This is a genomic window from Streptomyces sp. NBC_01275 (assembly GCF_026340655.1).
Taxonomy (GTDB): Bacteria; Actinomycetota; Actinomycetes; order Streptomycetales; family Streptomycetaceae; genus Streptomyces.
The window spans coordinates 8,552,097-8,564,229 of the sequence record NZ_JAPEOZ010000001.1 but is presented as its reverse complement, the minus strand read 5'-3'; the positions used below and the strand labels follow the sequence as shown (position 1 = coordinate 8,564,229).

Below are 12,133 nucleotides of genomic sequence, written 5' to 3'. Positions count from 1 at the left end.
ACTCTCACTGCACTCACTCGGCTCTCACCGGTCAGGCGCCGCGCCGGTCGTCCCGGTAGACCTGTCCGCCCTTCATCACGAAGGACACCTGTTCCGTGACGGAGAGGTCGGCGAGCGGGTCGCCCGGCACGGCGACGACGTCCGCGAGCAGGCCCTCCCTCAGCCGGCCCCGGTCGTCGGCGTCGATCAGGTCGGCGGCGACGACGGTGGCGGCGCGCAGCGCGTCCAGCGGGCGCATGCCCCTCTCGGCCAGGGCGAGCAGCTCCTTGGCGCCCCGGCCGTGCGGGATCGCGGGCGCGTCGGTGCCGAGCGCGATCCTGACGCCGCGCCGGATCGCCCGGGCGGTGGACTCCCGGGCGCGCGGGAAGACCTCGGCGGCCTTCGCCTGGAGGGCCGGGTCGGCGTGCTCGGTGTTCATGCCCTCGGTCAGATAGGTGGTGGCCACCAGGAAGGTGCCGCGTTCCACCATCAGGTCGAGGGTGGCGTCGCTCGCGAGGAAGCCGTGCTCGATGCAGTCGACGCCGGCCTCGACGGCGGACCGGATCGCCGAGTCGCCCATGCAGTGCGCGGCGACCTTCACGCCCGCCCGGTGCGCCTCGTCGACGGCGGCGCGCAGCTCCTCGTCCGAGTACTGCTGGGCGCCCGCGGGCCCGGTGTGCGACATGACCCCGTTGGACGCGCACACCTTGATGACCCGGGCCCCGTACTTGAGCTGGTAACGGACCGCCCTGCGCACCTGGGACACCCCGTCGGCGATGCCCTCCTCCACGGTGAGGGGCAGCACGCCGGGGGCGAAGGCCTGGAACATGGTCGGGTCGAGATGCCCGCCGGTCGGGGCGATCGCATGCCCCGCGGGCACGATCCGCGGCCCCTCCACCCACCCCAGGTCGATCGCCTTCTTCAGCGCGACGTCCAGGAGCACGCCGCCGGTCTGCACGAACAGACCGAGGTTGCGTACGGTCGTGTAGCCGCGGTGGAGCGTACGGCGGGCGTTGGCGACCGCGCGCAGGGTCCGTACGGCGGGGTCCTCCTGGACCGGGATGAGCGGACTGCGGTGGTCGGGGCCGCCGAGGAAGAGGTTGACCTCCATGTCCATCAGGCCCGGCAGCAGGGTGACGTCCCCGAGGTCGTGCACCACCGTGTCCTCGGGCAGCCGGGCCGGCCGCCCCACCTCGGCGATGCGCTCGCCCACCACCAACAGCTCGCCGGGCTCGACGAGTTCGCCCTTGTCGACGTCGAGCAGCCGGGCCGCGCGCAGCAGCACCGGCGGCCGCTCCTCACGTCCGGCCATCACACGACCGGCTCGACGACGGCGTCGATGCTGGAGGGTCCGCTGTCCGGGACGCGCGGCTGTCCCCACGCCTCCACCGGGAAGGCGACGGTCACCAGGGAGCAGAACGCCCACAGCAGGTGCTTGTCCTCGTCGCCGATGCCGTCGAGCGTCACCTTCTCCAGATACTCCGTCCCCTTGTCCAGGAGCGGGAACGCCACGTCGTAGAAGGCCTGGAGCTCCTCCATGGAGCTGGCGACCCGCTTGGCGTAGCGGGCGCGCTCGCCCTGGAGCGCCCAGTCCGCGTACGGTTCGAGCGCGGCGAAGTCGGCGGGAAAGACGTTGGCCATGTCGGGGATCTCCCTGTCTGCTCGCTGGACGTCAGGACGCGGTGGACGGCTGCTTGGCGTAGGAATCCACGAACTTCCGCGCGGTGGTGTGCAGATGGCGCAGCAGCACTTCCTGGTCGCAGAGCGGGAACTCGTCCAGCGTGCGCGACTCCAGCATGGTCTGGGTGGCCTCCAGGGTGTTGCCGTCCTGCAGTCCGTACTCCTTGAACGACACCACCGCCAGCTCCTGCTGGAGCCGTTGGAAGGCGTTCTGCGGCGGCACGAAGTAGGCGGTGCCCTCGAAGATGTGGGTGTGGTGCGAGGTGGGCCAGTAGTGGTAGGTCAGCACCCAGTTGGGCCGCCACACCAGCAGCATGAAGTTGGGGAAGAACACGAAGGAGTCCATGCCCCAGACCTTGCTGCGGGTCGGGTTGATCGCGGGCGGCAGCTGCTCGGTGGTGAGCCCGATGTCGGGCTCCTCCCAGGGGCCGAACAGGCCGCTGCGCAGGGCCCGTTCGATCGGCTTGACCATCGCCCGGGCCTTCGGCGGGGCGATGCCGCCCCAGGAGGAGACCATGCTGTGCGGGCCGTCGATGTCGTACGACAGCGCCTCGTAGCCGTACTTCTTGATCTTGGCGGCCTCGTCGGCCACGTACTGGCCGGAGTGCAGGATCGGCGCGTGGTAGAACTCGGCGAACGCGTCGATGAACAGCTTCCAGTTGCTGCCGATCTCGGCGCGGTACTTGTGCACCTGGGTGAGCTTGTGGAACGGGTAGCCCTCGATGCCCTGGCCGAACCGGCCGAGGTAGTCCTTCAGTGACGTGGTGTTGTCGGGGTCGAGGTTGACGAAGATGAAGCCCTCCCACACCTCGGCGTGCACCGGCAGCAGCCCGTAGCGCGACTTGTCGAGGTCGAAGAACTCCGATTCCTGCTGGACGAAGGTGAGCTTGCCCTCGAGGTCGTAGCGCCAGGCGTGGTACTTGCAGGTGAAGGCGCGGCAGTTGCCCTTGGTCTCCTCGCGGGGGAAGTCGTCCCACACGAGCTTGTTGCCGCGGTGCCGGCAGACGTTGTGGAAGGCGCGCACCTCCCCGTCCGTGCCGCGCACCACGATGACGGATGCACGGGCGGCGTCCAGCTCCTTGGTGAAGTAGCTCCCCTTGCGCGGGAGTTGCTCCACGCGCCCGACGTTCAGCCAGGTCCGGCGGAAGATGGCGTCGCGTTCGAGCTCGTAGTGCTCCGGTGAGATCGAGTCCGCGTACGAGACCGGCTCGGTGTCGATCTTGAAGTGCTCGGTCCAGCTGCCCTCGGAGGGCTTCGGGAAGTGCGCCATGGAACGGAACCTCCGGTCGGTTGACCCCGCCAAGATAACAGTGATCTCTCTTGAGGAGAATACCGTTTCCGCTTATCGTCAGTACAGCTCTCACCGCAGGCCGAGGGAGGACCCACGTGACCGCCACCGCCCGCCACCAGCACTGGATCGACGGCGAGGACGCCGAGCCGGCCGACCGGGCCTGGCTGCCCACGCTCGACCCGGCCACCCGCGAGCGCGGCGACGAGATCGCCGCGGGCGGCCCGGCCGACGTGGACCGGGCCGTGGCGGCCGCCGAGCGGGCCCGGCGCGAGTGGGCCGACCTCTCCCCCGCCGCGCGCGGGGCCGTACTGCACCGAATCGCCGACCTGATCGCCGAGGACGCCGAGACGCTGATGCGGCTGGAGCGGGCGTGCACGGGCAAGGTCACGGCCCAACTCCGCCTGGAGATCGACCTGTCGGCGCAGTACTTCCGCTACTACGCGGGCGTCGTACGGGCCGCCGGACAGGGCGGAGTCATCGAGCAGGGCGCGGGCGTCCACACGTACACGCGCTACGAGCCGTACGGCGTCGTCGGGGTCGTCACCCCGTGGAACCTGCCCCTGAACCAGGCGTGCCGGGCCCTCGCCCCCGCGCTGGCGATGGGGAACGCGGTGGTGGCCAAGCCCTCGGAGTTCACCTCCGTCTCGACCCTGCGCCTGGCGCGGCTCGCCTCCCGGGCGGGGCTGCCGGACGGGATCCTGAACGTGGTCACCGGCACCGGGCCCGAGGCGGGCGCCGCGCTCGCCGCGCATCCCGGGGTACGGCGGCTCGCCTTCACCGGATCGGTGGCCACCGGACGGCTGCTGGCCGGCGTCGCGGCGGCCCGGCTCGTCCCGCTCACCCTCGAACTGGGCTGCAAGTCACCGCTGTTGGTGTTCGCCGACGCGGATCTGGACCGTGCGGTCGACGCGGTCGTGACGGCGCTCGCGGCCAACTCCGGGCAGGTGTGCTCGGCCGCCACCCGGCTGCTGGTGGAGGAGAGCGTCCACGACGAGGTGGTGGACCGGGTCGTCGCCGCCGTCGAGAAGCTCCGGCCCGGCGTGGACTTCGGCCCGCTGATCACCGAGGCGCAGTACCGGAAGGTCCTCGGCTTCCTCACGGACGCCGACTCGCCCGTCCCGGTGACCGGCGGCGGCCCGTACACCGACGGCCCGGCGGCCCGTGGACTGTACGTACGGCCCACCGTGTACGCCCGCGTCGACCCGGGCGCGCGCCTGGCCCGCGAGGAGGTCTTCGGGCCGGTGCTGGTCACGCTGCCCTTCCGCGACGAGGCCGACGCGCTCGCCCTCGCCAATGACACCGACTACGGGCTCGTCGCCGCGGTGTGGAGCGGCGACCTGGCCCGCGGGCTGCGCCTGGCCGAGCGCATCGACGCCGGTCAAGTCGCTGTCAACGGAGGCCCGTTGACCGTGGAGACCCCGTTCGGCGGCTACAAGCAGAGCGGCTACGGACGCGAGAAGGGCCTGGCCGCCCTGCACGAGTACGCCCAGCTCAAGACCGTCAGCGCACGCCTGTACTGAACGTTTTACGGAGAGTAGGGAGACGGCTGATGTACGACGGCGACTGGCAGCGGGCCGCGCGGGCGGTGCGGGCCGAGATCATCGGCGACGACGGGAGCCGGGCGGCTCCACCCGGGGATCCGGTGCCGCCCGAGTACCAGGACTACCTGACCGCCATAGCCTGGGGCGTCTGGGCGCGCGGCGGCCCGCTCGCCCCCCGCGACCGCAGCCTGCTGGTGCTGGCGATGACGGCCGCGACCGGCCGGATGGACGAGTTCCGCATCCATCTGCGCGCCAGCCCGAACGCGGGCGTGAGCGACGACGAGGTGAACGAGCTGCTGTTCCAGATCACCGCGTACTGCGGCGCCCCCGCCGGCAACGCGGCCCGCTCGGTCATCCGCGAGGTGCGCACCGCGCGGGAGACCCGGTGAAGCGGCCCGTGGTCGGCTTCGTGGGCCTGGGCAACATGGGCGGCGCGCTGGCCGCGAACCTCGTCCGGGCGGGCTTCGAGGTGGTGGCCCACGACGCCGCGGGCCCGGCCCGCACCCCGCTGGGGGCCCGCTGGGCGCCGAGCCCGGCCGACCTCGCCCGGGACACCGACGTCGTCGTGCTCAGCCTGCCCGACGGACCGGTCTGCGAGACGGTCGTAGGCGATCTCGTCGCCGTCCGCGACCGACGGCTGACGCATGTCGTGGACACCTCCACGGTCGGCGTGTCGGCGGCCCGCCGCCTGGCCGCGACGGGCCTGGCGTACGTGGACGCACCGGTGTCGGGCGGGGTGGCGGGAGCCCGCAGACGCACCCTGATGGTCATGTACGCGGGCACGGACGACGACTGCGCGCACGTCGAGCCGGTGCTGGCGGGGCTCAGCGACCGCCGCCGACGGGTCGGGAGCCGGCCCGGACAGGCGCAGGCGCTGAAGCTCGCCAACAACTTCCTGGCCGCCACCGCGCTCGCCGCGACCAGCGAGGCCGTCGCCTTCGGCGCCTCCGCCGGGCTGGACCCGGCGCTGATGCTGGAGGTCCTCAACGCCTCCAGCGGGCGCAGCGGGGCCACCGCCGACAAGTTCCCCGACGAGGTGCTGACCGGCCGCTACGCCTCCGGCTTCAGCAACACGCTGATGGCGAAGGACGTACGGCTGTATCTGCGCGAGGTGGCCGAGCAGGGCGGGGCGGCGGCGGTGGCCGCGGTGACGGACGCGGTGTGGGAGGCGTTCTCGGCGCAACGGCCTGGCGCGGACTTCACCCGCATCTACCCGTTCACGACCGGGAGTTGAGGTCGAGGTCGGCGCTCAGATCGAGGTCGGCCCTCAGATCGGGGGCGGCGCTCAGATCGGGGCCGGATTCGAGATCGGGGTCGGCTCCGAGGAGGACCGACAGCGTCTCGCGCACGACCTCCGGGTAGCGGTCGGCGTCCTGGTCGACCAGCCACAGCTGGTGGACGCCCTCGATGAGGGCGAGGACGGCGGCCGCGCCGGTACGGGCGTCCAGGCCGCTCGGCAGCCGCTCCCCGTACCGCTCGAGAAGGTGCTCGGTGAGGTGGTCCTGGAGGGAGCGACAGCGGTCGCGGACGTATGCGCGGGCGGGTTCCTGGCCGGTGACCGCCTCGGCGAGCACCACGCTGTGCACCTGGGCGAGGGAGGGGTGGCCCTGTTCGAAGGCGACGGCCGCGGCGAAGTCGCCGGCCCAGTCCTCGCCCACCCTGCCCACGTTGCGGTCGGCCAGATGCTCCCGGTTGAGCTGCTCGCGGAAGTTCAGCAGCTCCAGGAGCAGCCGCTTCTTGCTGGGGAAGTAGTGCAGGACGCCCTGCCGGGTGAGCCCGGCCCGTTCGGCGACCGCGTCGATCGAGGCGCCCTTGAACCCGCGCGTGGCGAACACCTCAAGCGCCGCCTCAAGGATCTCCTCACGCCGAGCCGACACCACGGAGCGCCCCTTTCCGTCGTTGGACGGGTGCCCGCTCACAGTACGTACGGCCGCCCCGGCAGGGCGAGGGGTAGGGACCGGCGGATTCCGGGGCGTTCGTCGCCCACCGGGCCACCACACCGTCTCCACCCCACCGTCTCCACCGGGCCGCGGGTCACCGGAGCGCGGGTCACCGTCCCATCGCGGTCAAGGCGGCGCGGGCGGCCGCCTCGACCGATCCCGGCCCGACCGCTCCCGGCCCCGCCGCTCCCTGCTCGCCCGCTGCCGCCTCGGCGGCTTCCGCGACCTCCGCGAACAGCCGTACGTCCTTGGCGAGCAGGCCGCCCGCGTGGGCGCCGATGCGGTCGAGGGAGCCGCCCGCGTCGGCGAGCCGCTCCAGGGCGAAGCTGGCGGCGCTGCCGCGGGGCAGGATCCGGCCGAGGCCCGCCGGGTCCAGGCCGAGCCGGTCGCCCAGCGCGAAGGCGTCCGCGGCGAGCCCCAACTGGGCGGTGAAAAGCAGGTTGTTGAGCAGCTTGGCGATCTGGCCGGAGCCCACGGGGCCGAGATGGACGACCGGATCGCCGTAGGCGGAGAACACCGGACGGCAGGCGTCGAGCACCTCCGCGTCGCCGCCCGCCATGACCACCAGGGAACCCTGTTCGGCCGCCCGGCCGCCGCCGCTGACGGGGGCGTCGAGCACCGCCACGCCCTGGGCCGCCGCGCGGCGGGCGAGGCGACGGCAGGTGTCGGGGTGGACGGTGGAGTGCACGGCGACGATCCCGCCCGGCCGCAGTCCCGTGAGCACCGCCTCGCCGACCTGCTCCACGTCGGCGTCGGCGACCACGCACAGGCACACCAGGTCGCTGGCGGCGGCGAGTTCGGCCGGTGAGCCGGCGGTCTTGGCGGCGGTGTCGGCGAACGGGGCGAGGGCGGCGGGCCGTCGGGCCCACAGGGTGGTCTGGTGGCCCGCCTCGACGATCCTGCGGGCCATGGGCGCACCTTGGCTGCCCAGGCCGATGAAGCCGACGCGCATGGGTTTCTCCACTGTCCTCAACTCTCTTTCGCGGCGCTCTCTTTCGCGGCGCTCGCTTTCACAGGGCTCTTCGCGGGGCGCCAGAACACGGCCAGGAGTCCGGCCGTCGCGACGGTACCCAGTCCGAGCACCACGCCCGCGCCCGCCCATCCGGTCACCGGGATGTCCGCGGCCTCGTCGAGCGCGTACGCCCCCGGCCCCCATGCCCCCAGCGCCAGGGCGAGGACGCCCAGGACGAGGACGTACTCGTACCCCTCCTTGAAGACGAAGAAGCCGTTGCGGCGGTGGGCGAGCAGTCCTGCCACCAGCATCACCGACAGCACGGCCGCGCAGGCCAGGGAGGTGAGGAGTCCGGCCGACAGCAGGACGCCCGCGCCGAGTTCGGTGAGGACGCTCAGCCAGGCCTGGAGCCGGGGACGGGTCAGGCCGAGGCCGCCGAACCAGCCCGCGGTGCCCGTGATGCCGCCTCCCCCGCGCCAGTGGTTCCAGCCGTGCGCGACCATCACCGCGCCCAGCACCAGCCGGACGAGGAGCAGCGCCGTGTCCGAGGCCTCACCCATGGCTGCCGTCCTGCGAGGGCAGCGCCCGCACGCCGAGCGCGCACTCCTCGACGAAGGCGAGAACGTGCAGATGGTAGGCGAGGGCGGTGCGGCCGACGCTGGTGTTGTGTCCGGCGCCCGCCTGCTCGTGCCGGACGAGCCGGGACGAGCCGGTGAACAGGGAGGCGAGGTCGGCCAGGCCCTCGGGGCCGTTCGTCCACACCTGCTCGTACTCGGCGAGGGTGAGGTGCACCGGCGCCGGGACTAGCGCCGCGAGCCGCGCGAACTCCTCCTGCCAGCCCTCCCGATGACCCTCGTAGGCGGGCGAGGCCGAGCCGATGGTCCGGCCGCCGTGGACGTCGGCCGGATAGGCGTGCGGCGGATGCCACAGGGCCCGGCGGAGGTTGGGGCGGGTGCGGGTCGGATCGCGCCGCCACTCCTCCATCGCCCGTACGGCGTTGGGGTGGTGGATGCGGCCCATGCCGGCCAGCTCCACGCCCAGCAGGTCCGCTCCGCGCGGGTCGCTTGCCATGCGGACGGTGAGTTCGCAGCCGGCCGAGTGCGCCCACAGGAACACGCCGAGCCCCCGCTCGCGTCCTGTCAGGAAGGCGTCCACGGCCGTGAACGCGAAGTCCGTGCGCTGCTCGGGCGTCCGCATCCGCTCCTCGTGCCCGGCCGAACTTCCGTAGCCCGGGCGGTCCAGGGCGATCACGGTGAACCCGGCCGCGACGGCGGTGCGCAGGAGGGAGAGCCGTGGGTGGCCGGGGTGGTCGAAGTAGGCGGAGGTGGTGGCGCCGCCGTGCAGGGCCACGATCACCGCCTGCGGGCGGGGGGCCTCGGCGACCAGCGCGGAGGCGGGGACGCCGTGCACGTCGACGATCCGTCGGTGCACGGCGCCGGCGAGTTCGGGTTCGGTCGAGGTCATCCGTCCGTCCTGAGCAGGAGTACGCCGCCGGGGGTGAGCCCGCCGCTGGAGACCACGGCGGTGCGCGCCCCCGGCACCTGTCGCGCGCCGGCGTCGCCGCGCAGCTGGAGCACCGCCTCGTGCAGCAGGCCCATGCCGTGGGTGCGGCCGTGGGAGAGCTGTCCGCCGTGCGGGTTGAGCGGGATCACCCCGTCGCGGGCGATGTTCTTGCCGCCGTCCAGGAAGTCGCGGGCCTCGCCGATGCCGCAGAAGCCGAGCGCCTCCAGCCAGGACAGGCAGTTGAAGGTGAAGCCGTCGTACAGCAGCGCCACGTCGACGTCGGCGGGGCGCAGTTCGGTCCGGGTCCACAAGTGGGCTGCCTGGCCGAGTACTTGGGGTTCGTGGGTGAGGGACGCCTGGTCCCACTCGGGGCGCTCGACGATCTGGGTGCCGACGGCCTCCACCCTGACGGCGGGCTTCGGCAGGTCCGGCGCGGTCTCCACGGCGGAGACGATCACGGCCGTCGCCGCGTCGCAGGGGACGTCGCAGTCGTAGAGGCCGAAGGGGGTGGTGATGGTGCGGGCGGACAGGTAGTCGTCCATGGTGAGCGGGTCGCGGTAGATCGCGTCGGGGTGGAGGGCGGCGCCCGCGCGCTGGTTGAGGGCGATCCAGCCGAGGGTCTCCCGGGTGGAGCCGTAGCGGTGCATATGGCGCTGGGCGTTCATCGCCAGCATGATCGCGGGCGAGACGGCCCCGAAGGGCTTGAACCAGCCGTCGGGGCCCACCCCTTCGGGCAGCGCGATCCTCCCCTGCCGGATCAGTTCGGCGTACGTCGCCTCCCACACCGTGCGGAAGCACAGCACATGGCGGGCGAGGCCGGCGGCGACGGCGAGCATCGCGGAGATCACCGAGCCGCCGGGGCCGAAGGTCTCCCCGGCGCCGTTGTGCCAGACCGGGCGGATGCCGAGGGCCGACTCCAGGGCGGTGACGCCGCCTTCGGCGAAGCCGCCGAGGTTTCCGCCGCCGGGGTAGGTGGAGAGGCCGTCGATGTCGTCGAAGGCGAGTCCGGCGTCGGCGACGGCCTTCTCGCAGGCCTCCACGGTCAGTTCGAGGGGCGGGACCATCAGACGGCGGCCGAGGCGGGAGGCGCCCGCGCCGCTGATCACCGCCCGCTCCTCGAACCTGGGCCCCTTCAGGGGCTTGCGGAGGCGGTCGCCGATCCGCTCGGGCGGCGGGTCGTCGGCCGGGAGCGGAGCCGGGGGCGGTTGGTCGGCCGTGGGGCGGAACAGGGGCAGCCAGGCCTCGCCCGCCTGCTCGAAGACCACCTCCATGCGCATCCCGAGGCGCAGGTCCTGCGGTGCGCAGTCGACGACGTCGGTGGTCAGCCGGACCCGGGGGTCCTCCTCGATCGCCACCTGGGCGACGACGAAGGGGGTGGGCAGGCCGGGGAAGGGGAAGCGGTGGTTGACCGAGAAGCCGATGAGGGTCGCCCGGCCGGAGACCTCGCGGACCTCGGTGGCGTGCGACCGGCAGTGGCGGCAGACCGGCTGCGGCGGATGGATCAGCGCCGCGCAGGCCGTGCAGGACTGGAAACGGAGCCGCCCGTCGCGGCCGGAGGTCCAGAAGAACTCGGTCTCCTGGCTCGTCTGCGGCTGCGGACGGGCGTTCTCCTCGGGGGCGGTGCTCAACGGATCTTCGCCTCCGCCTTGCGCACCGTGATCGGCTCCGCCAACCCCTGTTCGTCGCAGGCCCGTTGGAGGGTGACGAGGGTCTCCTCCAGGCTGGGGCCGCTGCGTCGGCCGGGGGTGAAGGCAGCCGGGAGGCGGCGCATGCCCTGGATGACGCCGATGGTCTCGTAGTGGACGGCGCCCTCGGGGTCGCAGACGAAGTCGGGGATGCGGTCGAGGACTTGGAGGAGCATCCGCTTGAAGACCGTACGGGCCACGTTGGAGCCGATGCAGCGGTGGATGCCGAGGCCGAAGGCGGTGTGCCGGTTGCCGCTGCGGGCCAGGTCGATGCGGTCGGGGTCGGTGAAGACGGCCGGGTCGCGGTTGGCCATCGCCCAGGACAGCCAGAGCCGGTCGCCCTCCTTCAGTTCGGCGCCCGCGATCTCGCAGTCCTGCGCGACCGTCCGTCCGTCGCCGGGCGCCGGGGTGAAGTAGCGCAGGAACTCCTCGGTCGCGGAGTCGAGCAGGGCGTCCCGGTCACGGTTCAACCGGGCTCGCTCGTCGGGGTGTTGGGAGAGCCACTCCAGGGCGTGCGCGGTGAGCGCGGTGGTGGTGTCGAAGCCGCCGCCGATGAGCAGGGCGAGCGCGCCGACGAGGTCCGCGTCGGAGGGGGCCTCCCCGTCGAACTCCATCCGGGCGAGGGCGTCGGCCAGGCCGGGACGCGGGCGGGCGCGGACCTCCTGGAGGGTGACCCCGATGTCCTTGATCATGGCCATGTGGGCCTCGATCACGCGCGCCATCTCCGGGGAGTCAGGCGGGGTGTAGACGCCGGCGTGCGCGGGTTCGTTGTACAGCTCCCACTTCTTCAGCGGGATGCCCATCATGGCGAGGGTGAAGACGGCCGGGACGATGTTGGCGAGGTCGTCGACGAAGTCGATCCGGCCGCTCTCGATCCGCTCGTCGATGCAGGCGCGGGCCACCTCGTCGATGAAGGGGATCCAGCGGGCGACGGCCGCCGGGGACAGGTAGGGGTCGAGGGCGGTGCGGTAGGCGCGCTGCTCGGGCGGGTCCATCTCCAGGAAACCGCCGCGAAAGCCCCGGCCGCGGGGCGACGGCGGGATGTTGATGCCCCGGTAGCCGCGCCGCTCGCCGTGCACGTCGTGGTCGTTGGAGAGCGTCTGCCCGGCGCGGGCGAGGGCGAGCAGCTCGCGGTTGCCCGCGGCCACCCAGTGCCCGCCGTAGGTGTCGGACCAGGCGAACGGGCAGCCCTCGTGGAAGGCGCGGGTCTGCTCCTCGAACTCGTCGCGGTACTCGGGCGCGTGCCGGTCGAAGTGGACGCGCGGCTGCTTGCGGGCCTCGTCGGCGTCGTCCGTGACGTCGGTCATGGTGTGCCTCCTCTCGATGGACCGTCGGCCGTTCAGAAGACGCTGATCGCCCGCTCGGGGCAGGACCGGACCGCCTCGACGACCTGGTCCTCCTGCCCCTCGGAGACCTCCTCGACGGCCGGCGAGGAGTGCCCGTCGATCTCGCTCAGCTCGAAGACCTCCGGCGCCCGCATGAAACACAGGGTGTGGCCCTGGCAGCGCTCGGAGTCGACGCGTACCTTCACGTCACTCAACTCCCCTTCGGATTCAGGTGAG

13 protein-coding genes are annotated in these 12,133 nt (G+C 72.7%); 3 read left to right on the top strand and 10 right to left on the bottom strand.

Annotated features, from left to right (window positions below; genetic code table 11):
- Positions 1 to 31: 31 nt before the first annotated feature.
- The 3 genes from OG562_RS37610 to OG562_RS37600 are packed head-to-tail and all read right to left on the bottom strand — an operon-like array spanning position 32 to position 2,929.
- On the bottom strand, positions 32 to 1,291 hold the full coding sequence (locus OG562_RS37610) for an amidohydrolase family protein (protein ID WP_266406051.1): 1,260 nt from the start codon (positions 1,289 to 1,291) through the stop codon (positions 32 to 34).
- Positions 1,291 to 1,620 (bottom strand): hypothetical protein, encoded by a 330-nt coding sequence (locus OG562_RS37605; protein WP_266406049.1) that lies wholly within the window; start codon positions 1,618 to 1,620, stop codon positions 1,291 to 1,293. The genes OG562_RS37610 and OG562_RS37605 overlap by 1 nt, the downstream gene beginning before the upstream one ends.
- Positions 1,621 to 1,651: 31 nt before the next feature.
- The gene (locus OG562_RS37600; protein ID WP_266406047.1) at positions 1,652 to 2,929 is read right to left on the bottom strand and encodes an aromatic ring-hydroxylating dioxygenase subunit alpha; all 1,278 of its coding nucleotides are present in this window, start codon (positions 2,927 to 2,929) and stop codon (positions 1,652 to 1,654) included.
- Between the two features lie 116 nt (positions 2,930 to 3,045).
- Between OG562_RS37600 and OG562_RS37595 the strand changes: the two genes are divergently transcribed.
- The 3 genes from OG562_RS37595 to OG562_RS37585 are packed head-to-tail and all read left to right on the top strand — an operon-like array spanning position 3,046 to position 5,725.
- Positions 3,046 to 4,470 (top strand): aldehyde dehydrogenase, encoded by a 1,425-nt coding sequence (locus OG562_RS37595; protein WP_266406045.1) that lies wholly within the window; start codon positions 3,046 to 3,048, stop codon positions 4,468 to 4,470.
- Between the two features lie 29 nt (positions 4,471 to 4,499).
- Positions 4,500 to 4,880 (top strand): carboxymuconolactone decarboxylase family protein, encoded by a 381-nt coding sequence (locus OG562_RS37590; RefSeq protein ID WP_266406043.1) that lies wholly within the window; start codon positions 4,500 to 4,502, stop codon positions 4,878 to 4,880.
- Positions 4,877 to 5,725, top strand: coding sequence for an NAD(P)-dependent oxidoreductase (locus tag OG562_RS37585; protein WP_266406042.1), 849 nt, complete (start codon positions 4,877 to 4,879; stop codon positions 5,723 to 5,725). The genes OG562_RS37590 and OG562_RS37585 overlap by 4 nt, the downstream gene beginning before the upstream one ends.
- On the opposite strand, the gene OG562_RS37580 is transcribed toward OG562_RS37585, so the two are convergent.
- From OG562_RS37580 to OG562_RS37550, 7 genes are all read right to left on the bottom strand, one after another.
- Positions 5,709 to 6,371 carry a TetR/AcrR family transcriptional regulator gene (locus OG562_RS37580; protein WP_266406041.1) on the bottom strand — a complete coding sequence of 221 codons (663 nt, stop codon included), beginning with the start codon at positions 6,369 to 6,371 and terminating at the stop codon, positions 5,709 to 5,711. The genes OG562_RS37585 and OG562_RS37580 overlap by 17 nt on opposite strands.
- Positions 6,372 to 6,540: 169 nt before the next feature.
- Positions 6,541 to 7,383: an NAD(P)-dependent oxidoreductase gene (locus tag OG562_RS37575; RefSeq protein ID WP_266406040.1), complete on the bottom strand. Its 843-nt coding sequence runs from the start codon at positions 7,381 to 7,383 to the stop codon at positions 6,541 to 6,543.
- A gap of 17 nt (positions 7,384 to 7,400) precedes the next feature.
- A complete protein-coding gene (locus OG562_RS37570) occupies positions 7,401 to 7,943 on the bottom strand; it encodes a DoxX family protein (protein WP_266406038.1) in 543 nt (180 codons plus the stop codon).
- Entirely contained in the window at positions 7,936 to 8,847 is a 912-nt protein-coding gene (locus OG562_RS37565) for an alpha/beta fold hydrolase (protein ID WP_266406037.1), read from the bottom strand. Before OG562_RS37565 ends, OG562_RS37570 begins: the two co-directional genes overlap by 8 nt.
- Entirely contained in the window at positions 8,844 to 10,514 is a 1,671-nt protein-coding gene (locus OG562_RS37560; protein WP_266406036.1) for an OB-fold domain-containing protein, read from the bottom strand. Before OG562_RS37560 ends, OG562_RS37565 begins: the two co-directional genes overlap by 4 nt.
- Positions 10,511 to 11,878: a cytochrome P450 gene (locus OG562_RS37555; RefSeq protein WP_266406034.1), complete on the bottom strand. Its 1,368-nt coding sequence runs from the start codon at positions 11,876 to 11,878 to the stop codon at positions 10,511 to 10,513. The genes OG562_RS37560 and OG562_RS37555 overlap by 4 nt, the downstream gene beginning before the upstream one ends.
- Positions 11,879 to 11,910: 32 nt before the next feature.
- Positions 11,911 to 12,102, bottom strand: coding sequence for a ferredoxin (locus OG562_RS37550; protein WP_266409728.1), 192 nt, complete (start codon positions 12,100 to 12,102; stop codon positions 11,911 to 11,913).
- Between the last annotated feature and the right edge of the window lie 31 nt (positions 12,103 to 12,133).

Bases quoted from the DNA above. Each gene is read 5' to 3' on its own strand.
- OG562_RS37600 (WP_266406047.1), bottom strand. From the start codon at position 2,929: ATGGCGCACTTCCCGAAGCCCTCCGAGGGCAGCTGGACCGAGCACTTC.
- OG562_RS37605 (WP_266406049.1), bottom strand. From the start codon at position 1,620: ATGGCCAACGTCTTTCCCGCCGACTTCGCCGCGCTCGAACCGTACGCG.
- OG562_RS37570 (WP_266406038.1), bottom strand. From the start codon at position 7,943: ATGGGTGAGGCCTCGGACACGGCGCTGCTCCTCGTCCGGCTGGTGCTG.
- OG562_RS37575 (WP_266406040.1), bottom strand. From the start codon at position 7,383: ATGCGCGTCGGCTTCATCGGCCTGGGCAGCCAAGGTGCGCCCATGGCC.
- OG562_RS37555 (WP_266406034.1), bottom strand. From the start codon at position 11,878: ATGACCGACGTCACGGACGACGCCGACGAGGCCCGCAAGCAGCCGCGC.
- OG562_RS37610 (WP_266406051.1), bottom strand. From the start codon at position 1,291: ATGGCCGGACGTGAGGAGCGGCCGCCGGTGCTGCTGCGCGCGGCCCGG.
- OG562_RS37590 (WP_266406043.1), top strand. From the start codon at position 4,500: ATGTACGACGGCGACTGGCAGCGGGCCGCGCGGGCGGTGCGGGCCGAG.
- OG562_RS37565 (WP_266406037.1), bottom strand. From the start codon at position 8,847: ATGACCTCGACCGAACCCGAACTCGCCGGCGCCGTGCACCGACGGATC.